The 26502-nt window shown below is 37.7% G+C and carries 27 protein-coding genes and 2 riboswitches; of the genes, 23 read left to right on the forward strand and 4 right to left on the reverse strand.

The window, feature by feature from the left end:
* The first annotated feature begins 28 nt into the window (after positions 1-28).
* The 5 genes from ML543_RS07170 to ML543_RS07190 all read left to right on the forward strand — a co-directional run bounded on the left by ML543_RS07170 (position 29) and on the right by ML543_RS07190 (position 3903).
* Complete coding sequence (locus ML543_RS07170; RefSeq protein ID WP_243386453.1) at positions 29-469, forward strand: peptidylprolyl isomerase; 441 nt, start codon at positions 29-31, stop codon at positions 467-469.
* A 301-nt stretch (positions 470-770) separates the two neighbouring features.
* Positions 771-904, forward strand: a riboswitch (FMN riboswitch).
* Between the two features lie 163 nt (positions 905-1067).
* Positions 1068-1715 (forward strand): riboflavin synthase, encoded by a 648-nt coding sequence (gene ribE, locus ML543_RS07175; RefSeq protein ID WP_243386454.1) that lies wholly within the window; start codon positions 1068-1070, stop codon positions 1713-1715.
* 15 nt (positions 1716-1730) lie between these two features.
* Complete coding sequence (locus ML543_RS07180; RefSeq protein WP_243386455.1) at positions 1731-2924, forward strand: bifunctional 3,4-dihydroxy-2-butanone-4-phosphate synthase/GTP cyclohydrolase II; 1194 nt, start codon at positions 1731-1733, stop codon at positions 2922-2924.
* An 18-nt stretch (positions 2925-2942) separates the two neighbouring features.
* Positions 2943-3407, forward strand: a complete 465-nt coding sequence (ribH, locus tag ML543_RS07185) for a 6,7-dimethyl-8-ribityllumazine synthase (RefSeq protein ID WP_243386456.1) — start codon at positions 2943-2945, stop codon at positions 3405-3407.
* A gap of 142 nt (positions 3408-3549) precedes the next feature.
* Positions 3550-3903, forward strand: coding sequence for a GNAT family N-acetyltransferase (locus tag ML543_RS07190; protein ID WP_243386457.1), 354 nt, complete (start codon positions 3550-3552; stop codon positions 3901-3903).
* A 311-nt stretch (positions 3904-4214) separates the two neighbouring features.
* Here the strand turns inward: ML543_RS07190 and ML543_RS07195 are convergent, their stop codons facing one another.
* Positions 4215-4730 carry a DUF309 domain-containing protein gene (locus tag ML543_RS07195; protein WP_243386458.1) on the reverse strand — a complete coding sequence of 172 codons (516 nt, stop codon included), beginning with the start codon at positions 4728-4730 and terminating at the stop codon, positions 4215-4217.
* Between the two features lie 114 nt (positions 4731-4844).
* Positions 4845-4934 carry a YjcZ family sporulation protein gene (locus tag ML543_RS07200; protein ID WP_243386459.1) on the reverse strand — a complete coding sequence of 30 codons (90 nt, stop codon included), beginning with the start codon at positions 4932-4934 and terminating at the stop codon, positions 4845-4847.
* Between the two features lie 246 nt (positions 4935-5180).
* On the opposite strand from ML543_RS07200, the gene ML543_RS07205 reads away from it, so the two are divergent.
* The 15 genes from ML543_RS07205 (at position 5181) to ML543_RS07275 (ending at position 19822) form a co-directional block, all read left to right on the forward strand.
* Positions 5181-5951, forward strand: coding sequence for a segregation/condensation protein A (locus ML543_RS07205; RefSeq protein ID WP_243386460.1), 771 nt, complete (start codon positions 5181-5183; stop codon positions 5949-5951).
* A complete protein-coding gene (gene scpB / locus ML543_RS07210; RefSeq protein ID WP_243386461.1) occupies positions 5932-6528 on the forward strand; it encodes an SMC-Scp complex subunit ScpB in 597 nt (198 codons plus the stop codon). The genes ML543_RS07205 and scpB overlap by 20 nt, the downstream gene beginning before the upstream one ends.
* A gap of 417 nt (positions 6529-6945) precedes the next feature.
* Positions 6946-8082 (forward strand): D-alanyl-D-alanine carboxypeptidase family protein, encoded by a 1137-nt coding sequence (locus tag ML543_RS07215; RefSeq protein WP_243386462.1) that lies wholly within the window; start codon positions 6946-6948, stop codon positions 8080-8082.
* On the forward strand, positions 8075-8683 hold the full coding sequence (locus tag ML543_RS07220) for a nucleoside recognition domain-containing protein (protein ID WP_243386463.1): 609 nt from the start codon (positions 8075-8077) through the stop codon (positions 8681-8683). Before ML543_RS07215 ends, ML543_RS07220 begins: the two co-directional genes overlap by 8 nt.
* The gene (locus ML543_RS07225; protein WP_243386464.1) at positions 8671-9204 is read left to right on the forward strand and encodes a spore maturation protein; all 534 of its coding nucleotides are present in this window, start codon (positions 8671-8673) and stop codon (positions 9202-9204) included. The genes ML543_RS07220 and ML543_RS07225 overlap by 13 nt, the downstream gene beginning before the upstream one ends.
* A 204-nt stretch (positions 9205-9408) precedes the next feature.
* Complete coding sequence (gene rluB / locus ML543_RS07230) at positions 9409-10137, forward strand: 23S rRNA pseudouridine(2605) synthase RluB (RefSeq protein ID WP_243386465.1); 729 nt, start codon at positions 9409-9411, stop codon at positions 10135-10137.
* A gap of 103 nt (positions 10138-10240) precedes the next feature.
* Entirely contained in the window at positions 10241-10762 is a 522-nt protein-coding gene (gene resA / locus ML543_RS07235; protein WP_243386466.1) for a thiol-disulfide oxidoreductase ResA, read from the forward strand.
* A 16-nt stretch (positions 10763-10778) separates the two neighbouring features.
* Positions 10779-12410 carry a cytochrome c biogenesis protein ResB gene (resB, locus tag ML543_RS07240; protein WP_243386467.1) on the forward strand — a complete coding sequence of 544 codons (1632 nt, stop codon included), beginning with the start codon at positions 10779-10781 and terminating at the stop codon, positions 12408-12410.
* 18 nt (positions 12411-12428) lie between these two features.
* A complete protein-coding gene (gene ccsB, locus ML543_RS07245; RefSeq protein WP_243386468.1) occupies positions 12429-13604 on the forward strand; it encodes a c-type cytochrome biogenesis protein CcsB in 1176 nt (391 codons plus the stop codon).
* A 121-nt stretch (positions 13605-13725) separates the two neighbouring features.
* On the forward strand, positions 13726-14448 hold the full coding sequence (locus ML543_RS07250) for a response regulator transcription factor (RefSeq protein ID WP_243386469.1): 723 nt from the start codon (positions 13726-13728) through the stop codon (positions 14446-14448).
* Positions 14445-16220, forward strand: coding sequence for an ATP-binding protein (locus ML543_RS07255; protein WP_243386470.1), 1776 nt, complete (start codon positions 14445-14447; stop codon positions 16218-16220). The genes ML543_RS07250 and ML543_RS07255 overlap by 4 nt, the downstream gene beginning before the upstream one ends.
* 36 nt (positions 16221-16256) lie before the next feature.
* The gene (locus ML543_RS07260; RefSeq protein ID WP_243386471.1) at positions 16257-16832 is read left to right on the forward strand and encodes a cob(I)yrinic acid a,c-diamide adenosyltransferase; all 576 of its coding nucleotides are present in this window, start codon (positions 16257-16259) and stop codon (positions 16830-16832) included.
* A gap of 177 nt (positions 16833-17009) precedes the next feature.
* Positions 17010-17564, forward strand: a complete 555-nt coding sequence (gene sigX / locus ML543_RS07265) for an RNA polymerase sigma factor SigX (protein WP_243386472.1) — start codon at positions 17010-17012, stop codon at positions 17562-17564.
* Positions 17539-18663, forward strand: a complete 1125-nt coding sequence (locus ML543_RS07270) for a hypothetical protein (protein WP_243386473.1) — start codon at positions 17539-17541, stop codon at positions 18661-18663. The genes sigX and ML543_RS07270 overlap by 26 nt, the downstream gene beginning before the upstream one ends.
* A gap of 499 nt (positions 18664-19162) precedes the next feature.
* Positions 19163-19822, forward strand: coding sequence for a peptidoglycan DD-metalloendopeptidase family protein (locus ML543_RS07275; protein ID WP_243386474.1), 660 nt, complete (start codon positions 19163-19165; stop codon positions 19820-19822).
* A 646-nt stretch (positions 19823-20468) separates the two neighbouring features.
* Here the strand turns inward: ML543_RS07275 and serA are convergent.
* Positions 20469-22040, reverse strand: coding sequence for a phosphoglycerate dehydrogenase (serA, locus tag ML543_RS07280; RefSeq protein WP_243386475.1), 1572 nt, complete (start codon positions 22038-22040; stop codon positions 20469-20471).
* Positions 22041-22283: 243 nt separating this feature from the next.
* Positions 22284-22417, forward strand: a riboswitch (FMN riboswitch).
* 121 nt (positions 22418-22538) lie between these two features.
* Here serA and ML543_RS07285 point away from each other — a divergent pair.
* The gene (locus ML543_RS07285; RefSeq protein ID WP_419095349.1) at positions 22539-23147 is read left to right on the forward strand and encodes an ECF transporter S component; all 609 of its coding nucleotides are present in this window, start codon (positions 22539-22541) and stop codon (positions 23145-23147) included.
* 236 nt (positions 23148-23383) lie between these two features.
* Here the strand turns inward: ML543_RS07285 and ML543_RS07290 are convergent, their stop codons facing one another.
* Positions 23384-23632, reverse strand: a complete 249-nt coding sequence (locus ML543_RS07290) for a ferredoxin (protein ID WP_243386477.1) — start codon at positions 23630-23632, stop codon at positions 23384-23386.
* Positions 23633-23946: 314 nt separating this feature from the next.
* Here ML543_RS07290 and ML543_RS07295 point away from each other — a divergent pair, with 314 nt between their 5' ends.
* Both ML543_RS07295 and ML543_RS07300 read left to right on the forward strand, forming a co-directional pair.
* Positions 23947-25011 carry a YpbB family protein gene (locus tag ML543_RS07295; RefSeq protein WP_243386478.1) on the forward strand — a complete coding sequence of 355 codons (1065 nt, stop codon included), beginning with the start codon at positions 23947-23949 and terminating at the stop codon, positions 25009-25011.
* Complete coding sequence (locus ML543_RS07300; protein ID WP_243386479.1) at positions 25008-26501, forward strand: RecQ family ATP-dependent DNA helicase; 1494 nt, start codon at positions 25008-25010, stop codon at positions 26499-26501. The genes ML543_RS07295 and ML543_RS07300 overlap by 4 nt, the downstream gene beginning before the upstream one ends.
* The last annotated feature ends 1 nt before the right edge of the window (position 26502 follow it).

Here is a 26502-nt window from a genome sequence, read left to right on the forward strand (position 1 = left end):
GAACAAATACATAAGGAGAGCAATGAACATGGCGAAAAAAGGTTATATTTTGATGAAGAGCGGCGAGAAAGTCGAATTTGAATTATATCCAAACGAAGCACCGAATACTGTGGCTAACTTTGAGAAACTTGCGAATGAAGGGTTTTACAATGGATTGACGTTTCACCGTGTAATTCCTGGGTTCGTAAGTCAAGGAGGCTGCCCGCACGGAACAGGAACTGGTTCTGCTGGCTATACGATTAAATGTGAAACAGAAGGAAATCCACATAAGCACGTTGTAGGAGCAATTTCTATGGCTCACGCTGGAAAAGATACAGGTTCTTGTCAATTCTTTATTGTTCATGAGCCACAACCACATTTAGATGGTGTCCATACGGTATTTGGCCAAGTGACTAGCGGAATGGAAACAGTATTAAATATGAAAAATGGCGATGTAATGGAGAAAGTAGAAGTAATGGATGTAGAGTAACGTTATAAGAAGAGGTGAAATCGCCTCTTCTTTTTCTGTTCATTTAAGATTTTCTTAAATGTTCTACTTTTGTGATAGATGATGAATATAAAGGCTGGAGTAATTTGATCTCAATGATCAATTACACGAGTGAAGGGAGGGTCGATATGCGTAAAAACTGGGTTTTATTCGGCATTATCGTCCTAGTCTGTTTAATATGGGGTGCAGGATATTGGATGTTTATTGCTCCATAATTAGCTTATTCATTGCAACAGTTTAAACGTTTATGTAAAATGGAAATTAGGAAAACAGAATATGAATCTGTATCCTTCGGGGCAGGGTGAAATTCCCGACCGGCGGTGATGAAGAGATATCTTCTTAGCCCGTGAGCCTTTTTTGGCTGATCTGGTGAGAATCCAGAGCCGACAGTTATAGTCTGGATGGGAGAAGGATCACAGAAAGGAAAGAGTATTGAACTATATGGTTGTTTGCGCTTACAAAACTTGCCGCAAAAACGTAATGGTCCGTACTCTTATTTAAGCATGCCTTTCAAGTGATCAAAATGCCTCTAGGATGAATCCTAGGGCTTTTTTTTACGTAAAAATAGGAGGTGTGCGAAATGTTTACAGGAATCGTCGAAGAAATCGGAAAAGTGTCAAAAATTTTAGGGACAAATGAGGCGATTACGCTAACGATTGAAGCGTCAAAAGTTTTAGAAGACGTTCATTTAGGTGATAGTATTGCTGTAAACGGTGTATGTTTAACAGTTACAAGCTTTTCTTCTTCATCTTTTACCGTTGATGTCATGCCAGAAACGATGAAAGCAACTTCATTAAAAATGATTCAACAAGGTTCGAAAGTGAATCTTGAGCGAGCAATGGCTGCGAATGGCCGATTTGGAGGTCATTTCGTTTCAGGTCATGTCGATGGTATGGGCGAAATTGTACGCAAAAAAAGAGAGGAAAATGCTGTTTATTACGATATAAAAGCCCCGAAGGAACTCCTAAACTTTATGATTCTAAAAGGCTCCGTTGCGATAGATGGGACAAGCCTAACCATCTTTGGAATCAATGATCATCATTTTACCCTTTCTCTTATCCCTCATACTATGTCGGAATCCATAATTGGAGAGAAAGAAATCGGTGATGTCGTAAATATTGAATGCGATATGATAGCAAAATATATAAAAAAGTACGTAACTGAACCAAATGCAGAAGAAGCGCGTTCACCGATTACGAAAGAGTTTTTATTGAAAAATGGATTCTAGTTGGAGGGATACATTATGTTTCATACAATAGAAGAAGCAATTGAAGATTTGAAAAATGGTAAAGTTGTCATTGTCGTTGATGATGAAGACCGAGAAAATGAAGGTGACTTCATTGGGTTAGCTGAGTTTGCTTCACCAGAAATGATTAACTTTATGGCTACTCACGGTAAAGGGCTTATTTGTGTACCGATTACAGACGACGATGCAAAAAGATTAGACTTAAAGCCGATGGTAGATCAAAATACAGATCCACACGGGACAGCATTTACTGTAAGTGTTGACTACAAAACGACAACGACTGGGATTAGTGCATTTGAGCGAAGTGAAACCATCAAAGCATTAATACGTACCGACGTAAAAGGGAGTGACTTTAAACGGCCTGGACACATATTTCCCCTTATTGCAAAAAAAGGCGGGGTTCTAAGACGAGCAGGTCATACAGAAGCTGCTGTAGACTTAGCCATTCTTGCTGGATCGAAACCGGCCGGGGTCATTTGTGAAATTATGAATGAAGACGGAACTATGGCTCGTGTACCACAATTGAAAAAAATTGCGGATGAGCTACAGTTGAAGATGATAACTATAAAAGATTTAATTGACTATCGAACAAAAAAAGATCAACTGGTTAAGCGGGAAGTTTCAATTGAACTTCCGACAGAATATGGAAAATTCAATGCAGTTGGTTATACGAGCTTAATTGATGGACAAGAACATGTGGCACTCGTTAAGGGAGAAATTCTTCCAGAAGATCCCGTTCTTGTACGAGTGCACTCAGAATGTTTAACCGGAGATGTTTTTGGATCGAACCGTTGTGACTGCGGCCCTCAATTGCATGCTGCATTGACGCAAATTGAAAAGGAAGGAAAAGGAATCCTTCTATATATGCGCCAAGAAGGTAGGGGAATTGGACTCATTAATAAGATGAAGGCCTATAAGTTGCAAGAAAGTGGACTGGATACAGTTGAAGCAAATGAGCAACTAGGGTTCGCCCCAGATTTACGTGATTATGGTATTGGAGCACAAATTTTAAAAGATTTAGGTGTTAGAAAAATGAGGTTATTAACGAATAATCCTCGTAAAATTGCTGGCTTAGAAGGATACGGCCTGTCTATCTATGAACGTGTCCCGATTCAAATGCCTGCAAAAGTAGAAAATGAACGGTATTTAAAAACGAAACAATCTAAATTAGGACATATGTTACACTTTTAATTTTTGGAGGGATGATTAATGAAAACTTATGAAGGAAATGTAGTAGGAACAGGATTGAGAATAGGAATTGTAGTAGCGCGCTTTAACGAGTTTATTACGAGCAAATTGCTAGGCGGTGCAGTGGACGGCTTAGTGCGCCACGGTGTTGATGAGAATAATATCGAAGTTGCATGGGTACCAGGAGCATTCGAATTACCGTTAGTTGCGAAAAAGATGGCGGAAACGAATCAATATGATGCGGTTATCACGTTAGGGACAGTAATCAGAGGTTCCACTACGCATTATGATTATGTTTGTAATGAGGCGGCAAAAGGGATTGCGCAAGCATCCAATCAAACGGGTATTCCGGTTATTTTTGGTGTCATTACAACGGAAAATATTGAGCAGGCAATCGAACGTGCTGGAACAAAAGCCGGAAATAAAGGATATGAAGCTGCGGTATCTGCCATTGAAATGGCTAATTTACTAAAGACGATTTCGTGAATTTTTTATGAAAGGAGTTTAAATTCATTCGGAAACTGTATATAATGTTTAAGAGTCATGGAGTACGATGGATGGTGATAACCATTCATTGACGGTACTTACTTTCGAAACGAAAGTTAAATAATTAATGAGGGATTTTATTATGTTAGTTAGGTATAAAAAAGCGTTTGAAAAAATTGCAATGGGCTTATTATCATTCATGCCAAATGAAAAGGATTTAAAAAAGCTTCAACAAACGATTCAGACGTACGAGACAGATGAGCGTTGGCAACTGTTTTTATGGAAAGATGATGACATTATTGGAGTAATTGGTGTTGAGCTAGTGGACGATCAAAAAATTGAAATTCATCATCTTTGTGTGAACCCTTCTCATCGTCATCAAGGGATTGGGAAAGAAATGGTCAATGCCATCCGGGATATTTACAAAGATAAGCATATTCATCCGAATGATTTAGTTGCTCCTTTTTTTGAAAAATGTGAATCAGAAGAAATGTGAAAAGCAGAGGCGAAAGTCTCTGCTTTTTTATAGTTACATGAAGTTTAAGTTCAATAAAGTGTTCTCTTTACGGTTTTTTTGGTGTCTAGCTCCAAGCGTCATCAGCTCGGCTCGCTTCGGTCCTGCTGTGGCGACGGAAGCCTCCTCGCAGGTCCTCCAGCATCCTTCGCCTAAGGACTTGCACTTTGCGCTTTTCTTACTTAGACAGGTATTGTACAACCTATTTGAAGCATAGCAATTGCAAAAGAGTGAAGTCTTTACTTATATTCAATTTAATACGGTTGTAAATGCAACAATGTAAGGGAAGGCTTTTAACGGTTTCGCTTCATTTTTTGCCTTTCTCTCTCAGCTATTACTTCCGAACGGTCTCGAAGTTTATGTTTGTGAAGAATAAACTCATTGGATAAATCACTTTCCTTGCCCCAATTTTCTCCTCTTTTTTGAGCATATGTTTGACAAGCTGTTAACAACCGAGCGTCTTGTATTGGTAGCTGTATACTTCTATATGGAAGACCTTCGTTGATAGCGGTAAGTTGGTTTTGTAGTAGAATATGTAAGTTGTTGTAGTCAATACCTAACGCCGTCACATCATCTTCGTACTTGGCAAATAGACGAATACAATTTTGGAGCATTTTTGTTGCTCCGTTCAAGTTGTTCCTTCTGTAATGATATTGTGCAACAGCGCATTGAATGAATGCAACCCAATAGCCTTTGCGAGAAGCTACATCTTCTTCTTTCCAAAATTCTTCTAAAATTTCGTGGCATTCAAAGTAGTCACGGTCACAATGGAAGTGATACAAATATTGAATAAATGGTTTTGGAAACATAATCTACTCCTCTAATGAATGAAGTTATAGAACATTTTACCATAAAAATATTCGATAAATGAATGAAAAGAGCTGATACATTGTACCAGCTCCGAATGATTACATGTTAACGATTTAGTATAACCAAGCAGCACCTACGATAATTAGTAAAATGAACAGAACAACAATTAACGCAAATCCTGCACCGTAGTTGTATTCACCCATTTTTTATTTCCTCCTTTAATAACATTTCATTTACAGTTGTATCTTATGAAATTGTTGGAAACATGTATGGGCGAATATAACAAGAATTGAAAAAATTAATTTTACATAATCAATGGACGAGAATTAACTATTGGAGAACACGCATATTTGTTCTATACTAGAATTTAGCTGCCTTTTGGTGAAAACTTCATTTGATTCATTTTGTGTTATGCTTTAAAACACGAATTATAGTTATTTAACGGTGGGATGAAATTGGAATACCTTGTGAAAATTGATGCGTTTGAAGGTCCACTTGACCTTTTACTTCATTTAATCAACCGTCTAGAAATTGATATTTATGATATACCTGTCTCAAAGATTACTGAGCAATATGTAGCCTACATTCATACGATGCAAGAACTCGAACTTGATGTAGCATCGGAATATTTAGTAATGGCAGCTACGCTATTATCCATCAAAAGTAGGATGTTATTGCCACATCAAGAAGAATCGTTGGAAGATGATGTGTTGATGATGGAAGAAGAAGACCCTAGGGAAGAACTTGTTCAACGGTTAGTTGAATATCGAAAATATAAAGAAGCAGCGCAGCAGCTTAAAGAAAAGGAAGAAGAGCGAGCACAAATATTTACGAAGCCGCCAAGTGACTTAAGTGACTATGCATCAGCTGTGGAAGGGCATAAGCCTCATTTGGATGTTACCGTTTATGATATGATTGGTGCGTTTCAAAAGATGCTTCGCCGCAAGAAGCTTCAAAAGCCATTAGCGACAAGGGTAACAAGACAGGAAATTCCGATTGAAAAAAGGATGGATGAAATCATTGAAGATCTTCGGATTCATAAAAAGAAACGTCATTTTTTTGAATTATTCCCATCCGATCAACGGGATTATTTAGTCGTAACGTTTTTAGCTATTTTAGAGTTAATGAAAAATCAATATATTTATATTGAACAGGAACGAAATTTTGCTGACATCTATATTTATGGGAGTGAAAAAATCCATGAGCTTCGGGATCATTGAATGGAAATCAATTGTTGAAGGTCTATTGTTTGCTGCTGGTGACGAAGGACTTTCGATAAAGCAATTGACTTCTGTTTTGGAAATAGATGAACCAGTCGCTCTTGAAATCATTGAAGATTTGAAACAAGAGTATGAAAAAAAAGAACGAGGAATCATGATTGTTGAAGTTGCTGGAGCATATCAATTAGCAACGAAAAAAGAGCACGCGCCATATTTAAAGCGATTGGTTGAAACACCAGCAAATCAAGGGCTATCGCAGGCTGCTTTAGAAACTTTGGCCATCATTGCTTACAGACAACCAATCACTCGAATGGAAGTAGAAGATATACGTGGGGTTAAATCGGAACGTCCGATCCAAACATTAATTGCGAAAGGTTTAATTCAAGATGTAGGAAGAGCAGAAGGGTCGGGAAGAGCAATCTTATATGGGACAACAAGAGAATTCCTCGAGTATTTTGGGTTAAAAACAATTGAAGAACTTCCGGTATTATCTGATGCCTTGGATGATGACTTTGTTCAAGAAGAAGCGGATTTGTTTTTTGAAAAGTTTACCGAAATGGAGACAAGTGGTTCATAACAACCACTTGTTTTTTTGTTGTTACAGAAAGTTTAAGTTCAATAAAGTGTTAAAGTATTCTCTTTACAGTTTTTTTGGGTGTCTAGCTCCAAGCGCCATCAGCTCGGGTCGCTTCGGCCCTGCTGTGGCGACGGAAGCCTCTTCGCCTAAGGACTTGCGCTTTGCGCTTTTCTTAAGCTCTTTTCTAAAGAATTGTTCTTTAGTACATTGTTCAGAATTGTATTTACACGATGTTATGGAGCGGAATACACAAGTATTCACTCTAAATGGTATATATAAAACAACTCATATCGTGATTTCTCCCCTCTACTTGTTTACGAGTGAATGAAAAATCCCTCATAACTAAAGCGTTCTTGCATAAACTTGTACAAATTATGATGTACAAGAAGGAATTAAAAAAGGGGACGTGAACGGTTTATGCGAAATTTTAAAGGATGTGTATTACTTATAGTTGCTTTCCTCTTATTCATGAACATCCCACAAAAGGTTGAGGGAGCTTTTTCTGTTCAGGCACAAAGTGCTATTTTAATAGAACAAAATACCGGGCGGATATTATTTGAAAAGGACCCTCACGAGAAAATGAGGATTGCGAGTATAACGAAAATAATGACAGCCATTTTAGCTATTGAATCAGGAAAGTTGGATGAAAAAGTAAAAGTCAGTAGTCGGGCTCCATATACAGAAGGATCATCCATTTATTTGCAAGAGGGGCAAGAAATCACATTAAGAGATTTAGTGTACGGATTAATGCTCCGATCTGGAAATGACGCAGCTGTTGCAATTGCCGAATATGTAGGTGGAAGTTTAGAAGGGTTTGTTTATTTGATGAATCAGAAAGCGGAAGAAATCGGGATGATGAATACGCAATTTCGAAATCCCCACGGACTAGATGACCACAATGATCACTATTCAACTGCATACGATATGGCAAAGTTGACGCAATACGCTATGCGTAATGAAGAGTATCGTGAAATATCAAGCACAAAAGTGCATAAAACAGAAGATGGCAAGTATGTGTGGCGCAATAAAAACAAAATGTTAAACTTATATGAATATAGTACTGGGGGGAAAACAGGATATACTAAATTAGCAAAAAGAACCCTCGTATCAACAGCATCTAACGATTCGTTAGAATTAATCGCGGTAACCTTAAATGATTCAGATGACTGGAACGATCATATGAATATGTTCAATCGAGGTTTTTCTTTATACGAAAATGTATTGATTAAAAAAGACGGATCTTTAGAAAAGATAGATGACCCGTTTTATGAGAAAAAAATCTTTATTGACCGGGAAATTATCTATCCATTAACAGAAGAAGAAAAAGAACAAGTGAAGGTCGATGTGTCGTTATTAAAACCATCCGATCAGTGGGATGACCCAGAAGATGTTCCTGAAAAAGTTGGTCAGCTAGCAGTCATTTTAAACGATGAAAAAATAGCAGAAAGGGCTATTTATTTTAACCATGAGAAAATGGAGCAAGAACAAAAAAGCTTAATGGACCATTTTCGTGCACTATTTTCTATCGTAACGGGTGCCGGTCAGGATGGTTAATTATATTTGGGTTGCATTGACGCTGATCGGGATTATTTTTGCGATGTTTAATGGAACGATGGAAGCTGTAAATAAAGCTATTTTTGATGGTGCAAAAGAAGCGGTGACCATTTGCATTGGATTGATAAGCGTTCTAGTTTTTTGGCTAGGCCTCATGAAGATAGCAGAAAAAGCAGGGCTTTTGAAAAAAATTAGTTTGTTTTTTCGTCCCTTTGTTCAAAGATTATTTCCCGAAGTTCCACCAGATCATCCAGCAATGGGGTATATTCTTTCGAACATGATTGCGAACATGTTTGGTCTAGGGAATGCAGCCACCCCGCTAGGGATTAAAGCGATGGAGCAGTTAAAATCACTCAACGGTGGGAAAGATGAAGCTTCGAACAGTATGATTACATTTCTTGCGATTAATACGTCGAGTTTAACATTAATTCCTACAACCGTTATCGCCATTCGAATGACCTATGGATCAGATAGTCCGACAGATATTGTAGGAACGACACTCTTGGCAACGCTATGTTCAACCATTGGTGCCATAATAATCGATCGTTATTTTCGATATAAGCGGACGAAGCGAGGGGGGCATACCGGTTGGAAATCGTAAGTGTTCTATCATTGTGGTTGATACCGTTTATTATTGGGTTTATATTATTATACGGGACTGTGAAAAAAGTCGAAACATATGAAGCGTTTGTCGAGGGTGGAAAAGAAGGAATTCAAATTGCGTTTTCTATTATTCCTTATTTAGTCGGAATGCTTGTATCCATTACGATTTTCAGAGCCTCTGGTGCAATGGAGTTTTTAATGAATAAGCTACAGCCGATTTTCTCTTTTATTCATGTGCCAGCTGAAATCTTTCCACTTGCTCTTATTCGTCCGATTTCTGGAACAGCTGCATTAGGTATGACAACTAACATCATATCAACATATGGACCGGATTCTTTCATTGGTAGGCTCGCTGCAACGATGCAAGGAAGTACGGATACGACACTGTATGTGTTAACAGTGTATTTTGGAGCCGTAGGGATTAAGAAAATGGGAGATGCGTTAAAAGTAGGGTTACTTGCGGATTTAGTTGGAATCGTAGCGTCCATTGTTGTTGTTACACTCCTATTTGCAAACTAATGGGGAATTTAGCTCGTTCGTTAACGTGAGTCGAAAGAAGTTAAATTTTAATTTGATTTATAAATTTGATTTTCTTTCGACAACGATTAAAGGGTTGCGCCTTATAGAAGGCGTGTTTTTGTTTGGTTTGAAAAAGTAAGTATATATAAGATAAGCGCTTGTCCAAAATGACAGAAAGCATTACTATTGGTTAGAGGTGATACGATGGAACGTTTACAAAAAGTAATTGCACATGCAGGCATTGCTTCAAGAAGAAAAGCAGAAGAAATGATTTTAGATGGTAAAGTTAAGGTGAATGGAACCGTAATACGTGAATTAGGTGTAAAAGTGACAGAGCAAGATCGAATCGAAGTAAATGGAGTCCCCATTGAACGAGAGGAGCCTGTATACTTTTTGCTTTACAAGCCTAAAGGGGTCATTTCAAGTGTGAAAGATGATAAAGGACGGAAAGTAGTAACGGACTTTTTTGAGAATATAGAAAAGCGAGTTTATCCTATTGGGCGATTAGACTATGATACGTCCGGCTTATTATTGATGACGAATGACGGTGAATTTGCCAATTTACTCATGCATCCACGCTATGAAATCGAGAAAGTTTACGTTGCAAAAGTAAAGGGAATCCCAAGTAAGACCGAGTTACGTCAATTAGAAAAGGGAATCAATTTAGAAGATGGCATGACTGCACCAGCAAAGGTAAAAGTGATGTCCATTGATAAGAAAAAGCAAACGGCAATTATTGAAATCATTATTCATGAAGGTCGTAACAGACAAGTTCGTCGAATGTTTGAAAAAATTGGTCACCCTGTGTTAAAGCTTAAGCGCGAACGCTATGCATTTCTTGACTTGCACGGATTACGTCCAGGTGATGCTCGAGAGCTTTCTCCACATGAGGTGAAGCAACTTAGGCATTTAGCGAAAAACGGTAGAAGTTAAAAATTCACGATTATTTCACATAACCGTCAAAAATAACTCAAATGGAAAAACGAAGAAAAATGATATAATGAAACGGAATGCAACAATAAAGGAGTAAGTTTCAATGAAAAAAAATCGGCTCATCATACGAACGGTTATTTTATCCTTATTACTTGCTGCCCTTGGATATACGTTATATTCTAACTTTTTTGTAAGTAAAGAGAAAGTACAAGTGGGTTCAGTTGCACCAGACTTCGTATTGAAAAGCTTGGATGGTGAATCCATTCAACTTTCAGATTTTGAGGGAAAAGGAGTATTCCTAAATTTTTGGGGAACGTGGTGCGAACCGTGTAAGCGTGAAATGCCTTATATGGAAAGGCAGTATCAGTATTACAAGGAACAAGGGGTAGAAATCATAGCCATTAATGTTGCTGAATCGAACTTAGCTGTTGAAAATTTCGTGAATCAACACGGGCTTTCCTTCCCCGTAGTGTTAGATAAAAACATGGAAGTATTAAACGCATACGGAGTAGATCCGTTACCTACCACTTTTTTAATCAATCCTGATGGTGAGGTTATTGATATTATTACAGGGCAGATGACGGAGCGTAACATACGGGATTATATGGAATTAATCAAACCTTGAACAGGGAGTTTTCAACATGGAAGAAATTAAATGTGAATGTGGTCATGTAAACCCTCATGGAACGGTTATTTGTGAAAGCTGTGGTCGGTCGATTGGCGAAGAAATAGAAAAGAGTCGTCCGTTGATTGACATGCGCTATGATGGTAGTGCAAGACGTTCACAAACGCATAATAAAACAGTAATCGATAAAATCTGGAACTTTTTTTCATCCGTTAAAGTTGGAGTTTCATTAATTGTTATTACATTAATTGCATCAGCAATTGGGACAATCTTTCCACAAGAGATGTATATTCCTCCGAACGTGCGCCCAGAAGATTTTTATCAAGATGAATACGGCGTCTTAGGGCAAATCTATTATGCGCTTGGATTTCACAATTTGTACGGTTCATGGTGGTATATGATCCTTGTGGCGTCCATTGGCGTCTCGCTAGTTATTTGTAGTTTGGACCGCGTGATTCCACTTTACCGTGCATTGAAGAAGCAAGGAGTTACAAGACACGTTTCTTTTATGAAACGTCAGCGGTTATATAGCTTATCTTCCGTTGGGAATGCATCTGAAACAGTGTCAATGGTACGAGAAAAACTTGAAGAAAAACGATATCATGTTCGTACTGAAAATGGAAATGTGTTGGCTGAAAAAAATCGTTTCTCTCGTTGGGGGCCTTATGTAAACCATATCGGTCTCATCATTTTCTTATTTGGTGTCATGTTGCGATACGTCCCAGGGATGTACGTCGATGAAGTATTATGGTTACGAGAAGGGGAAACGAGAGAAATTCCTGGTACGGAAGGAAAATACTATTTAGAAAATCACCAATTTATTTATGAAACGTATTCAAAGGAAAAAGAAAAGGAAGTGTTTCAGGAAGCGATTTCACGTGTAGGAGACGGAATGGTAGCGAAAAACTATCAAACCAATGTTACACTTTATGAAAAGCCTGAAGAAACATTACCTGGAGCCGAAGCTCAATTAGATAAAGTAAAGGACGAAGAAATACGGGTAAACGAACCGTTAAAATTTGAGTCATTTGCTGTTTATCAAGTAGATTACCGCCTTAATGAGCTAAATGAAATGACGTTTGAGCTAATTGAGAAGGAATCGGGGAAGAGTTTTGGTAATGTGACAATTAATCTTCTTGATCCTGAAAAAGAGTATGATTTAGGGAATGGTTACAAAGTAGAGATTGCTAGTTATTTACCTGATTTTTATTTCAATTCGGCAGGTGAACCAGATACACGTACGCGAGTACCGAATAATCCTGCATTCGTATTTAATATGATCACCCCTGAAACGCCTGATGGTGAAACGAGTTTTGTAGCGATTCAACAAACAATTGAGCCAAACGGCGACAATCAGTTTAAGATGAAGTTTGTAGACGTAAAAACGATTAATGTAACGGGTTTAACAGTTCGAAAAGACTTAACATTATGGATATTAGGTCTCGGTGGAGCAATCTTTATGATTGGACTCATTCAAGGTTCATATTGGCACCATCGTCGAATTTGGATCCGTGTAGATGAAAATAATGTTCATTTAGCAGGTCATACAAATAAAAATTGGTATGGATTAAAACATGAAATGGAATACGTTATTCAAAATACGGATTTAGAAAAGCCCGTCGATCAAAAGCAGTTGAGTGAAACCTAACAAATAGGAGGGAATGACGTGGCACAGTTAAGCAGTAATTTATTGTATATTGCCTTTTTTATGTACTTAATTGGCACATTTTTATTTGCCGGAGCAATTCGGGATAAGCGTAAGCAAGATGATAAGAAAAATAAGTGGGCTCAAGCTGGACTAGTTGTGACTATTATCGGTTTTATTACACAACTCGGATATTTTATCACGCGTTGGATTGCAGCTGGACATGCTCCAGTTAGTAACTTGTTCGAGTTCACAACATTCTTTGGAATGATGTTAGTTGGAGCATTTATCATTATTTATTTCATTTATAAAACAGCTCCTCTCGGTGTTTTCACGTTGCCGATTGCCCTGTTGTTAATCGCTTATGCGAGTATGTTTCCAACTGAAATTAGTCCATTAATTCCTTCGCTTCAAAGCGATTGGCTGAAAATTCATGTCACAACAGCGGCTGCAGGACAAGCTATTCTTGCTGTAAGTTTTGTAGCGGGAGTCCTATATTTAGTAAAAGTTGTTGATCACACCAAACCGTCAAAAAAGACGTTTTGGTTAGAAGCCATTATGTTTGTCTTAGTTACGACTTTAGCATTTATCATCGTATCAACTACATTTAGATCGATGGGATACGAGGCCATTTACAAATGGATTGATAAAGATGGAGTCGAAAGTGAAATGGTTTATTCACTTCCATCTTTAGTAGGACCCAATGAAGGGGAGCTACTAACAGAAGGTAAATTTGAAGCTTTTGTTGAAATGCCAGCTATTATATCTGCTCGGAAGCTAAATACGGTCATTTGGTCAACGCTTGTTGGGATTTTCCTTTATGGAATCATTCGTCTAATCCTACGAAAACGAATTTCGGAAGCGTTACAGCCACTTGTGAAAAACATCAATCTAGATGTTGTAGATGAAATAGGCTATCGTTCAGTAGCGATAGGATTCCCGGTGTTTACGTTAGGTGCCCTAATTTTCGCAATGATTTGGGCACAAATCGCGTGGACGCGCTTCTGGGGATGGGACCCGAAAGAAGTTTGGGCTCTTATTACTTGGTTGTTTTACGCTGCATATTTACACTTACGACTTTCAAGAGGATGGCATGGTGAGCGCTCCGCTTGGCTAGCTGTCATTGGCTTTGCTATCATTATGTTCAACTTGATTTTTGTAAACTTAGTGATTGCAGGTTTACACTCTTACGCATAATGAATAAAGGGTAATAAAAGGATAAGGGAATAGAATGAAGGTGGGTGCTAGTAGACAGTATAATCGTCTCTCTAGACACCCTCTTTTCAAAAGGAAAGACTTAGACTGGGAGGTTTTTAATATGGAAGAATTACGTGAAGCAAAAATTTTAGTCGTGGACGATGAAGAGAGAATTCGTCGCTTATTACGCATGTATCTTGAAAGAGAAAATTACATCATTGATGAAGCGGAAAATGGTGATGAAGCGCTAGAATTCGCTTTGAGCCAAGATTATGATCTCATCGTATTAGATATTATGATGCCGGGAATTGATGGTGTAGAAGTGTGTCGACTCTTACGTGAGAAAAAAGCGACACCGATTATTATGCTGACAGCGAAGGGAGAAGAGGCAAATCGTGTACAAGGACTAGAAGCTGGAGCCGATGACTACATAGTAAAACCATTTAGTCCACGAGAAGTAGTACTTCGCGTAAAAGCCATCTTAAGACGTTCTTCTCCAACAACTTATTTAAAAACGGACACTACGACGAAAAATGTTATTGTATTTCCACATTTAACGATTGACCATGACGCTCACCGGGTAACGGCAGATGGAGTTGAAGTTAACTTAACACCGAAAGAGTATGAACTTTTATATTTCTTAGCGAAGACACCTGATAAAGTGTACGACAGGGAAAAGCTATTAAAAGAAGTATGGCAGTATGAGTTCTTCGGTGATTTACGTACCGTTGATACACATGTTAAACGTCTGCGTGAAAAGTTGAATAAAGTATCAAAAGAAGCAGCCAAAATGATTGTGACTGTATGGGGAGTAGGTTACAAGTTCGAGGTTGTGGGTGAATGATGTTTTGGCGGAGTGTTGTAGGGAAGCTTTGGTCTACAATTTTGCTTCTCGTATCATTCGTATTATTGATTCTAACCGTCCTTTTATTGCAATTCATGCAAAATTATCATATTGAAGCCGCTAAAAACGAACTGAATACGTTGGCGAGTAAGATTTCCCTTATTTTAGAAAGTCATGATGACCAACAATTAGCTCGGTCTATCGCACAGGAACTATCAGATGAACAAACGAATGTATTAATCGTTGAAAATGAACAAAATTATTGGAAGTCTCCTGTAGTAAGTGAGCTAGCGCCTTCTTTCTCATTGGAGGAAATATTAGAACATGATGAACTACATAATGCGTTTAAAAATAATGAAGAAATCAGTGTTGTATTAACTGCTCAATCATCTGTCCTTACGGAAAAAGAAGAAAACGAAATGATTATCGTAGGTTCTCCTTTCAAATTAAATGGAGAGCATGGTTATGTGTTTGTAGCTCGTTCGTTATTAGTAATAAACGAAACGACGAAGCAAACAACCCAATATATTTTATTGGCAGCTGGAATTGCAATTATTTTAACGACCATTTTTGCTTTCTTTTTATCAACGAGAATTACTTATCCGCTTCGAAAAATGAGAGAAGTAGCAATGGAGTTAGCAAATGGTAAATTTAATACGAAAGTTCCGAAATTAACTCATGACGAGATTGGGGAATTGGCGGTTGCGTTTAACCAGATGGGAAAGCAAGTTCAATTCCATATGAATGCGCTCCGACAAGAGAAGGAACAATTAGCAAATATACTAAGTAGTATGGCGGATGGTGTAATTACACTGAACATAGATGGAACAATTTTAGTGACGAATCCTCCAGCTGAACGATTTTTACAAGCATGGTACTATGAGCAGGAGATGAAAGTCGAAAAAGGCGAGGAACTCCCTCCAGAAGTTCGTGAACTGTTTCAGCAAGTTGTTTCTACTCAACGAGAGCAAATTACTGAAGTTCAAGTGCAAGGGCGAACGTGGGTAGTGATCATGAGCTCTTTATATAATCAAGCAAATGTGCGAGGAGCGGTCGTGGTTTTACGAGATATGACGGAAGAAAGACGACTAGACAAGTTGCGAAAAGATTTTATCGCAAATGTCTCGCACGAGCTAAGAACGCCAATTTCAATGCTACAAGGATATAGTGAAGCGATATTAGACGATATACCGACGAGCGATGAAGAGCGGAAAGAAATCGTTCAAGTAATTTACGACGAGTCCTTGCGTATGGGGCGATTAGTAAATGATTTACTCGACCTTGCTAGAATGGAAGCTGGACACATTTCTTTAAATTATGAATCCCTTTCCTTACAACCTTTTATTGAAAAAGTGATTCGAAAGTTTTATAAACCGGCAAAAGAGAAAAATATTGACCTTTCTGTTACTTGGGAAAATGAAGTAAAAGAAGCTCATTTTGACCCAGATCGTATTGAGCAGGTGTTAACGAATTTAATTGATAATGCTTTGCGCCATACGAACAGCGGAGGTTTCGTAAAATTGACGATACAAAAAACGGAAACAGGCTTGAAAATGGATGTTCAAGATAGTGGAAGCGGAATTCGTGAGGAAGATTTACCATTTGTTTTTGAACGTTTTTATAAAGCTGATAAAGCCCGAACTCGTGGACGGTCTGGGACAGGTTTAGGACTGGCAATTGCCAAAAATATTGTTGACGCTCATAACGGAAATATTCATGTCCATAGTAAATTAAATGAGGGAACAACGTTTAGCATCTATTTACCTTCTTAGAAGGTTTCGATTAAAATAGTAAAAGGGAGGGATTGGATGAATATTTATACAAAAACGGGTGACAAAGGGAAAACGAGTATTATTGGTGGCAGAGTTGATAAAGACGATCTTCGAGTACAAGCATATGGAACAATCGATGAGTTAAATGCTTTTATTGGCTTAGCCATGACAAGATTGACAGAAGATCATTATCATGATATTTATAATGAGTTAGAAAAAATTCAGCACGAACTTTTTGATTGTGGAGGCGATTTAGCCGTTGTTTTTGAAAAACAAAAGAACCCATTTAAAACAACGGAGGACATGATTACTTTTTTAGAAGAGAGAATCGATGAATATGTAGAAGAAGCACCGCCTTTACAACGATTTATCTTACCAGGGGGAACTGAAGCAGCTAGCTACATACATGTGGCAAGAACGATAGCACGTCGAGTAGAAAGACAAATTGTTTCCTTACAAAAAGTAGAGAAAATACATGAACCGGTTCTGAAGTACATGAATCGATTATCAGATTATTTATTTGCTCTCGCCCGAGTTATAAATTACAGAGCTGGTAAAAAAGATATAGAATATGAAAGAAGTGCGATTGTTTTTCGTACAAAAAAACAATAGGGTCACATAGTTGGCCCTTTCTTTTATGGGAAAGTATATGTAGGACTGATTCACAGTTTGGTATTACGTGCAGGAGACTTGTCTGTAAGGAAAATAAAGTGTTTAGCGAAATTTTTTTAAAAAAATGTAACGAAACTTAACTCTCATTCGACCATTATTTTGAACGGAGGGGCATGCATGGAGGACGCTTTTCAGAAGCTTTATGAAAAGTATCACCAAGATCTTTTCCAATTTTTATTTTACTTAGTAAAAGATCAAAATACGGCTGAAGATTTAATTCAAGAGGTGTATATAAAAGTATTAAAATCGTATGATCGTTTTGAAGGGAGGAGCAGTGAGAAGACATGGCTGTTTTCCATTGCTCGACATGTAGCCATTGATTATTTTCGAAAACAAAAAACGATTCGTCAACGCATTCTGGATAAGTTTGATTTCGATAAGGGGACGATTGTCGATCATTCGCCTCTTCCAGAAGAAGTATCAATCAAGCGAGAAGAAATACAGTGGCTTTATAAAGCGCTCGATGCATGTAATGTCAATCAACGATCTGTTATAATCTTACGTTATCTAAAAGATATGTCGATCCAAGAGACCGCAGCTATTTTAGGATGGACAGAAAGTAAAGTGAAAACGACCGCACATCGCGCCATCAAGTTATTGCGAAATGAGATGGAACGGATTAAAGACGAACAGGAGGTCGAGTCCAATGACCAAACACTATCGATGGAATGACGATAACATAAAGGAAATGTTGATGGAGTTGCCAGAAATGAAAGATACACGTTCAAGAGATGAAGTTTGGCAGTCCATTCACCTGCATAAAAAGAAAAAAAGGAAACAATGGATCGTTCCTACAGTTGCGGCATTGGCCTCGCTCTTCTTCATTATTTCATTCGTGCAAAATCGTGATCAAAATCAAGATACCGCGCTTCAGTTTGATGAGGCATCATTGCTTGAGGAAAGTAGTGCCAAAGAAGAAGCATTAGACATGGCACCATTTTCGTCAGGGAAGGATTTAAATACGGTGATCGATGAAGAGCCCTTAGTTATTTATAATAATCAACAGCAAATTGTGACGATTGGATTTTTAGAAAAGAATCGTAATGTCATTGTACCAATTAGCTTCATTGGGAACGATGTTGAACCAATTGAAAATCAGATGCAAGGTTTTTTGAATGATTTTAACGGGGAAGTGTATGGATTTCAACCGAGCATCTTTCAAAGCATGGAAATAGAAAGTGTAAACGACACCGTAACTCTGGAGATTGATGAAGAAGACTCAAGTCATTTACCTAAGGATCGGACGACCTTTCAAGAGTTAATGCGTGAAACATTTCGTTGGAAAAATTTTGATAAGATTAAACTTTATACAAATAATGAACCTGGAATTGAACTAAGTTCAGGAAAATTATTTGAAATTGAAATTGACAAACTGTTAAAGAAAGCTTACTTTCTTTTACCTTTGAATGAACGGTCTTTTTTAGTCCCAACTAAAAAATCGTACCAGTCTGTTGATGAAGCGTTTCACGCGATGAGAAACGGAGATGGTCAAGTAAATGATTCATTAATTCCAACCATCCTTCAGCCGTTTTTAATTGAAAAGGTTGAAAAAGACGGGAACTTATTAACGGTCTCATTTAAAAATGAGGAAAATTACGTAGATGAAAAAAGGGTTACAATCATGATTGAAGCGATGCTTATGACGGCTAAAGAGTTTGGGTTTGAATATGTAGAATTTAAAGGTCTTGAAGATTTAATGATTCAAAAATATGATTTGCGTAATCCGATTGAAGTTCCTTATTCTCCTAATCCTTTATATGTTTATAACTAAATTAATGGATTACGTCAGCTCGAGAGGATTCTTAAATGAAACAAGTGGAGAAAGACAACTCGTCTTTCTCCACTTGTTTTTGAATGGAAGTTGCTGGCGACCCTTTAGGGAATAGTGCTTGTAAAAAACGAAGACGAATTTGAGATTTCTGGAGGTTGTTAAGAAAAGTGGGGGCAACTGCCTAGCGTTTTACAAACGGAAGAATCTACCGTACTGAGTTAGTGAAGATACTTTGAAGGAATCGAGCAGATATTGATTTAAAGTCCGTACGCTAGGCGCTAGTAGCTAGTACTGACAGGTCGTACCGGGTAAAATGATTGTCTGGAGCTTCTTGTTGCATAAAAGAACCAATGTAGTTATCAAGTTTCATTGTTTAGTTTGTAAACATAATTTCCTATTTTTTATCAACTACGTATGAAAACTCAGATGGATTCCCAAACTATTGTTAAGTATGCCTTTGAAATGGGGTAGAAAGGCACTGTTTGGGAGGAAGATTGGAATGAAAAGACATTACATGACGGTTAGCTTATTATGGTTGATTGTAAGCTTACTTTGTTCAGAAGACCATGCTAGGGCGGAGGAAAATTTACAAAAACTAATGGAAGACTGGGTTATACCAGTTGAAGGAACAATTACAGATAAATTTGGAACAAGGAATGGGAAACATAAAGGAATTGATATTGGTGCAAATATCGGCGCAGACGTGCGAGTTGTCGATAACGGTGTCGTATCAAAATCGTACTATTCAGATACATACGGACATGTCGTATTTGTTAAACATCCTTCTGGAATTGAAACCGTTTATGCACATCTTCATGAAAGGTTAGTTGCTTCTGGTGACGATGTGAATAAGGGAGAAGTAATCGGTACAGTTGGAAGCACAGGCGTTTCAACTGGACCACATTTACACTTTGAAGCTCATGTTGGTGAGTGGACATATAGTAAAGAAAATGCGTTCGACCCGTTATTCGCATTTGATAATTCTTTTGATGAAGGAATTGAAGTGGCAAATCAAGCGAAAGTTGTAATTGTAAAACAAGGGGATACTTTATGGGGAATATCGCAGCAGTTTGGTGTGACTGTTGAAAGGATTCAACAATGGAATGGATTATCGACGACTACAATTTATCCGAATCAAGAAATCATCATCTATACATAGGAAATTCTTCATAGCAAAGTATTGAAAAATGAAAGTTAAGCTGAGGAAAGGGCGAGACCCAAAAGCACATGCTGACACATGCTGAGGAATCTCGACTTCTTCGAGTGGCTAAGTGTTTAGTTTTGAATTCATTTTATAAGGAGTGTAAAAATCAATAATCAATACGAGCAACCGACAAAGGTGATTTTTTTGGAACAAAAACTTCGACATCTAACGGAAGAACTAATTGGTCTATGTTATACTCTTTATACATAAGAAAACTCTCCTTTTGGTTGTGTTGTTGTGGTGACTTCATTATACCAAAAAAGAGAGTTTTCTTTTTTTATTTGGCTGTTTTTGTAAAAAATGTTTCGATTTAGACATGAAATGGTTAGTGAAAGGCGGCGACTCCAGTGGGAACAGCACGAGTCGAAGACCCCGCAGGCGAGCTTGCGAGATGAGGGGGCGATAATTTAATGAACCTCTGCTAAAAGCGGCCACGTCCTGTGACCAACGCAGAGGCCAACACGTCCTGTGCAAGTCCGGAAAGCGCTCGCCTTTCACGATAAAGTGTATGACCAAAAACAACAACCTTTTAGTAAATCCTTGTATTTCCAAATAAAGAATGGGGTGTCCCAGCTACTTTTGGGACACCCTCTCCTAAAAGTTATAGGTGAATCGTACGGACAGAAACGATATCTGAAAACGTTGAAAGTTGATCGATTAATGAAGGTTCTACAGGTTTATCAACAGAAAGCATCATGATAGCACTTCCACCAACTTTTTTACGACCTACTTGCATTGTGGCAATGTTTACATCATTCTCACCTAGTACGTTACCGACACGACCGATAACACCTGGTTGGTCGATATGTTGAATGTATAAAAGCTCCCCAGTAGGATAAAAGTCAATATCATATCCGTTAATTTCGATGATGCGTTCTCCGTAATGAGGAATGTATGATGCTTTCACCTGAAACGATTGCTGTTCTCCATTTATTGTAATCGTTATACAGTTTTCATATCCTGACGTATTTGATTTAATTGTTTCACTGTAATTAATTCCACGTTCACTAGCAATCAATCCTGCATTGACTTCATTGACAGTTGATGCAACACGTTCGTTTAAAAATGCAGAAAGGAAGCTCTTCGTGATAAAAGAAGTTTCAAGTTCTGCAACCGACCCTTCATAAGCAATCTCGACACTTGAAACAGGCTCTTTCATGCATTGAGAACCAAGGGAGCCAATTTTTTTCGCTAATTTATAGAACGGTTGTATTTTCTCGTACAGTTCTTTTGAAAGTGTAGGTAAATTAATAGACGAAGAAACAGGTTTTCCGTTGAGAAACTTCATAACTTCTTCCGCAACTTGATACGCAACATTTAATTGTGCTTCTTTCGTCGAAGCCCCTAAATGTGGTGTAACAATCACTTGTTCACAATCTAGCAACTTATTTCCTACAGGAGGTTCCACTTCAAATACATCGAGAGCAACTCCTTTAACATGTCCCTGTTTCAACGATTCATAAAGGGCGTCCTCATCAATGATGCCTCCTCGAGCACAGTTTAACAAATACACCCCTTTCTTCGTTTTTGCTAAATTTTCTTTTCCTAATAGACCTTTCGTTTCTTTTGTTAATGGAGTATGAACAGTAATAATATCTGCATTTGAAAGTAATTCCTCTAAGCTGACGCTATCGACCCCAATTTTTTTCGCACGATCTTTCGTTAAAAACGGATCAAATACAAGAACACTCATTCCAAAAACCTTGGCACGTTTTGCGATTTCACTTCCAATTCTCCCTAAACCAACAATCCCGAGTGTTTTCCCATTTAATTCAGTCCCAATGAATGCAGATCTGTTCCATTCTCCTGATTTTACAGTGACATTTGCTTGAGGAATATGACGTAAGAGAGCCATCATCATCGCAAATGTATGTTCAGCAGTCGAGATTGTATTGCCGTTCGGAGCGTTAATAACGACGACGCCATGTTTCGTTGCAGCATCAACATCGATGTTATCTACACCCACTCCTGCACGGCCAATGATTTTTAAATTAGGCATTTTTTGAATTAAATCTTCGGTTACTTTTGTTGCACTTCGCACAAGGAGAGCATCATACATTTCAAGATTTTGAACTTCAGATACGTTTTTTTGTACAACTTTTACAAAATCGTTACTAATTAAGGGCTTTAAACCATCTTGGCTAATGGCATCCGAAACGAGAACATGGAACATGTGAAATCCTCCTATGAATTAGTGAATGTTAATAGTGAAATTTCTGATAATTTTAACTCACTAAAGTGAAAGTTGTCAAGGTTATAGACTTTACATGATGTAAGCGTTTACTAGTAGTCGTCCCAAAGGATGAAGCCAATTAAAAAGAAAATTTTCTTCAAAAAAAGAAATAAGGTGAGTTGAGCATTTTCGTATACAATGCATTGCAATTCGTGTATAATTATCTCGAAAACAAAATATTTGATTCATCTTCGGGGCAGGGTGAAATTCCCGACCGGCGGTAAGAAGACATTTGTCTTTCAAGCCCGCGAGCCTAATGGGCATGATCTGGTGAGATTCCAGAGCCGACAGTACAGTCTGGATGGGAGAAGATGAAGGTTCGCTCAGGCGTTTTGAAATGATCTTCATAACGTTTATTTGGCCTACTATTCTCCCTCTACTTTTTTTCGAGTAGAGGTTTTTTAGTTTTCCTAGGTCAAAGGAACCTTCCTTCTTTTTATGGTGAATCACAAAAAGGAGAGAGGGAATATGTTTCAATCAAAGGCTTCAAAGCTCGTATTTATCGGGGTATTAAGTAGTATCTCATTTATTCTTATGGTGCTAAACTTTCCTTTACCAGGTTTACCACCATATCTAAAAGTTGACTTCAGTGACATACCAGCGTTAATTGCAGTTATGATTTTTGGTCCAATCGCAGGAATAACGGTTGAGGCCATTAAAAATATATTGCACTTTTTTATCCAAGGAAGTGCAACGGGGGTACCAATTGACCAATTCGCCAATTTTGTAGCTGGAATTTTACTTGTAGTACCATTCTCGATTGTGTTTAACCGATTAAGAACACTAAAGGGAGCATTAATTGGACTTAGTGTAGGAACAGTAGCACTAACTGTTGGAATGGCATTCTTAAATTATTTCGTACTATTGCCTGCCTATTCCTATTTATTAAATATGCCTCCGATGCAATCTGAAGAAGTTCGATTCCTTATTATGACGGGGATATTGCCGTTCAACCTAATTAAAGGAGTAATCGTCGCTATAATGTTCTTCCTTTTATACAATAAGCTCATTAAGCCTCTTGAACGTCGCATGGCATATAAGTCTTAAATCTATTCAAGTAACGTTCTTAAATGGACATTAACTGTGTGCGATTTATAATATGTAAAGGCGTGATTTGTACGAGAGTTTTCTCGCGTATGAATCACGCCTCTTAATTTGGAGTAGTAAAATAGCCTTTATCTTTCATCTAAAGTGAACAAGAAATTCATTAGGAATGCAATAAACTACAATCTTTTCATCAAAAAAGCAGATGAAGTATGTTTTCATCTGCTTTGTAAACGTCATTACTCAAATTTAAGTGCATCGCCATCGAATGGCTCGTCTGCAATCTTGATGGAATCAGTTGGGCATCCTTCAAAAGCGTCCATCATATCTTCTTCAAGAATTTCAGGTACTTCTACAATACCTTGGTTGTCATCAAGCGTAACGAAGGCAATACCTTCATCATCGTAATCATAAATGTCAGGAGCAGCAGCACCACATGCTCCGCAAGCAATGCAAGTATCTTTGTCAACAATTGTATATTTTGCCATTTGAAAACCTCCCAGAAAAATTTTACCAGTTATATATACTGTGCGTGTAAAAGACATATATAAACTTCAATTGTAGATGTCTTTCATCTAGTTGAAGATGGCAACAAAAACCTTACCCATATTGTAAAATGGAATAACGAACATTTCAATAGAAAAGTCATTGAGAATCCTTATCACACAAGGGTTTTTCACCATTTGTAATCGACTATATCCTTTAAAAAAAGACAATTTGAGCGATAGTTTGCCAACATTTGTCGATGTAAATCTGATAAAATAATGACATACATTTTATAAGGGAAGATTAGGTGTTTTTGATGGATCGACCGTTTTTGGATTACCTAATTTTAAATATAATGCAATCGTTTGGCACGGAACGTTCTGTATCAGCAGGCTATCATTTATTAAAAGGCAAACGGTCTTCTCAAACAATTCAAGATGGGATTGTATTTCATATATCCTCTTTTTTTGGATTGTTCCCTAAATTATCGAATAACGAATATTTGAATCGGATCGAGCAACTAAAAAAAGATGACCTTATTAGAGAAACGGATGAAGCTAATACGTATAGTATAACCGTTCAAGGAAATCAATTACTTAAACAACAATTAAACCAAACTCCAATTCCTTCCTCTCTAAATGGTTGGCTCTATCGGGACGAAACGGACCGTTTTTGGCTACGATTTTCACTTTTCGTACAATCGTTATCACATATAGCTCACAATGCGACATCATTTATCCCAGTAACGACGGAACGCGAGGTGCAAATGTTTGTAAAAAGCTACCTTTTTTCGATACGTTATTCAAAAGAGCAATTAACAAGTCAAATGTATAAAGAGTTAGAAACTATTTTCTGTATGTTAGACGAAATAGAAGCTTCCATTCTTCTCCATCGACTAACGAGCTTTCAACGTACAGGATTAACGGTTGAACAGTGTGCACAAGTACTGCATTTAGATAAAGATTACGTCTACATAAAATTCGTGGCCATTCTTCATTCAATCATGTCGACTATCTTGAATGAGGACAGTCGGTACCCTATCCTTTCAGGGTTAATGCAAGGAATGAAAAATAACTATAACTTAACAAGTTCGACACAAACTACTTTCAACTATTGGCAGAAAGGGTACACGCTTGATGAAATAGCTACTGTTCGCGAATTGAAAGCGAGCACGATTGAAGATCATATCGTCGAAATTGCATTGAATGTACCGGATTTTGATTTATCGCCATTTTTAAAGGTACAGGATTTGGAGCGCATACATGACACAATGACTCGTTTAAATACACATAAATTAAAGCGAATAAAAGAAGCGCTGCATGATGAATACAGTTATTTTCAAATTCGTTTGGCACTTGCGCTAAGCAAGGAGAGGGTATGATGAATATTTTAGAAAACGAGCTGCAAAAGCGATTTGGTTACTCTACTTTTCGTACAGGTCAAAAGGAAATTATTGAGGATTTATTAAATGGCAATGATTGCATCGGACTTTTACCAACTGGTGCAGGAAAATCTCTTTGTTATCAATTGCCAGCCTACCTCGTCGAAGGTACAGTTATCATTGTGTCTCCTCTCTTATCTCTTATGCAAGATCAAGTACAGCAATTACAACATATAGGGGAGAAGCGTGTTGTCGCTTTAAATAGCATGTTACGCCAAGAAGAGAAACGAAACATTTTAAAAAACATTCATCAGTTTAAGTTTATTTTTATTTCTCCTGAAATGTTACAACTGAACTATTGTATTAAAAGGCTAATGTCCCTTTCGATCTCATTGTTTGTCGTAGACGAAGCCCATTGTATTTCACAATGGGGCCATGATTTTCGTCCTGATTATTCAAAGCTCGGTGACATTAGAGAAAGATTTGGGAATCCACCTTGTTTAGCGTTAACGGCAACAGCGACAGATGAAGTAATACAAGATATTGAGACGTTTTTGAATATGGTCAATACGAAGTTTCATTTACATTCAATGGATCGTTCAAACATTGCGATTGACATTGAGGAATTTGAGTTACTAGATGATAAGATTGAGCGTCTATTTCAACTTGTAAAACAGCTGAGTGGTTCAGGAATTATTTATTGTTCAAGCAGGCAATGGACAGAACACCTTACAAGTCTCCTGATGGAAAAAGGGGTAAGACAAGTAGGGTATTATCATGGTGGAATGAGTAATGAAGATCGGAATTTGATCCAACAACAATTTTTAAACAATGAGCTCCGGTTAATGGTCGCTACAAATGCATTTGGGATGGGGGTAAACAAACCGAATGTCCGATATGTCATCCATTTTCAACCACCTCAAAATTTAGAATCGTATGTTCAGGAAATTGGTCGAGCAGGAAGAGATGGAGAAAAAAGCGTTGCTATATTACTTTGGGCAAATGGAGACGAAAGAATTCCCCAAACCCTCATTGAGAATGAAGTGGTACCAGATCAGCAGGTAACCCAAATAATTGGACTATTAGCTTCTGAAAACCGAATCTCACCTCAAATTCAATTGACTGAAGCGGATTTAATCCAGTTTGGGATATCAGAAACACAAAGTCGTTATATTGAACATTTAATTAGACAAGAAGCCCACCTACCAAAGCAGGAGTTGCAAATGTCGATTGTCAATAAAATGGTGAAACGTGCCGATATTAAACACGTGAAGTTTCGACAATTTTATCAATGGGTCAGATCAAAAGAATGTAGAAGAGCATCTCTATTAAGGCAATTTAAGCAAATGCCAAAGAAGAGGGTTTTTCCGTGTTGCGATATATGCCAATTTGATTTGGCATATTATGATCAAAATGAACGACAGATCGATCAAAAAAACAAGTTACATTGGCAATCTGAACTAAAACGAATGTTTAATCAAAGCGAGTGAT

Origin of the sequence: Bacillus kexueae (assembly GCF_022809095.1) — a bacterium.
Classification (GTDB): Bacteria; Bacillota; Bacilli; order Bacillales; family Aeribacillaceae; genus Bacillus_BZ; species Bacillus_BZ kexueae.

Excerpts from the sequence above, each read along its gene's own strand:
- ML543_RS07170 (WP_243386453.1), top strand. The coding sequence starts at position 29 with ATGGCGAAAAAAGGTTATATTTTGATGAAGAGCGGCGAGAAAGTCGAA.
- ribE (WP_243386454.1), top strand. The coding sequence starts at position 1,068 with ATGTTTACAGGAATCGTCGAAGAAATCGGAAAAGTGTCAAAAATTTTA.
- ML543_RS07180 (WP_243386455.1), top strand. The coding sequence starts at position 1,731 with ATGTTTCATACAATAGAAGAAGCAATTGAAGATTTGAAAAATGGTAAA.
- ribH (WP_243386456.1), top strand. The coding sequence starts at position 2,943 with ATGAAAACTTATGAAGGAAATGTAGTAGGAACAGGATTGAGAATAGGA.
- ML543_RS07190 (WP_243386457.1), top strand. The coding sequence starts at position 3,550 with ATGTTAGTTAGGTATAAAAAAGCGTTTGAAAAAATTGCAATGGGCTTA.
- ML543_RS07195 (WP_243386458.1), bottom strand. The coding sequence starts at position 4,730 with ATGTTTCCAAAACCATTTATTCAATATTTGTATCACTTCCATTGTGAC.
- ML543_RS07200 (WP_243386459.1), bottom strand. The coding sequence starts at position 4,934 with ATGGGTGAATACAACTACGGTGCAGGATTTGCGTTAATTGTTGTTCTG.
- ML543_RS07205 (WP_243386460.1), top strand. The coding sequence starts at position 5,181 with ATGAAATTGGAATACCTTGTGAAAATTGATGCGTTTGAAGGTCCACTT.
- scpB (WP_243386461.1), top strand. The coding sequence starts at position 5,932 with ATGAGCTTCGGGATCATTGAATGGAAATCAATTGTTGAAGGTCTATTG.
- ML543_RS07215 (WP_243386462.1), top strand. The coding sequence starts at position 6,946 with ATGCGAAATTTTAAAGGATGTGTATTACTTATAGTTGCTTTCCTCTTA.
- ML543_RS07220 (WP_243386463.1), top strand. The coding sequence starts at position 8,075 with ATGGTTAATTATATTTGGGTTGCATTGACGCTGATCGGGATTATTTTT.
- rluB (WP_243386465.1), top strand. The coding sequence starts at position 9,409 with ATGGAACGTTTACAAAAAGTAATTGCACATGCAGGCATTGCTTCAAGA.
- resA (WP_243386466.1), top strand. The coding sequence starts at position 10,241 with ATGAAAAAAAATCGGCTCATCATACGAACGGTTATTTTATCCTTATTA.
- resB (WP_243386467.1), top strand. The coding sequence starts at position 10,779 with ATGGAAGAAATTAAATGTGAATGTGGTCATGTAAACCCTCATGGAACG.
- ML543_RS07250 (WP_243386469.1), top strand. The coding sequence starts at position 13,726 with ATGGAAGAATTACGTGAAGCAAAAATTTTAGTCGTGGACGATGAAGAG.
- ML543_RS07255 (WP_243386470.1), top strand. The coding sequence starts at position 14,445 with ATGATGTTTTGGCGGAGTGTTGTAGGGAAGCTTTGGTCTACAATTTTG.
- ML543_RS07260 (WP_243386471.1), top strand. The coding sequence starts at position 16,257 with ATGAATATTTATACAAAAACGGGTGACAAAGGGAAAACGAGTATTATT.
- sigX (WP_243386472.1), top strand. The coding sequence starts at position 17,010 with ATGGAGGACGCTTTTCAGAAGCTTTATGAAAAGTATCACCAAGATCTT.
- ML543_RS07270 (WP_243386473.1), top strand. The coding sequence starts at position 17,539 with ATGACCAAACACTATCGATGGAATGACGATAACATAAAGGAAATGTTG.
- ML543_RS07275 (WP_243386474.1), top strand. The coding sequence starts at position 19,163 with ATGAAAAGACATTACATGACGGTTAGCTTATTATGGTTGATTGTAAGC.
- serA (WP_243386475.1), bottom strand. The coding sequence starts at position 22,040 with ATGTTCCATGTTCTCGTTTCGGATGCCATTAGCCAAGATGGTTTAAAG.
- ML543_RS07285 (WP_419095349.1), top strand. The coding sequence starts at position 22,539 with ATGGTGAATCACAAAAAGGAGAGAGGGAATATGTTTCAATCAAAGGCT.
- ML543_RS07290 (WP_243386477.1), bottom strand. The coding sequence starts at position 23,632 with ATGGCAAAATATACAATTGTTGACAAAGATACTTGCATTGCTTGCGGA.
- ML543_RS07295 (WP_243386478.1), top strand. The coding sequence starts at position 23,947 with ATGGATCGACCGTTTTTGGATTACCTAATTTTAAATATAATGCAATCG.
- ML543_RS07300 (WP_243386479.1), top strand. The coding sequence starts at position 25,008 with ATGATGAATATTTTAGAAAACGAGCTGCAAAAGCGATTTGGTTACTCT.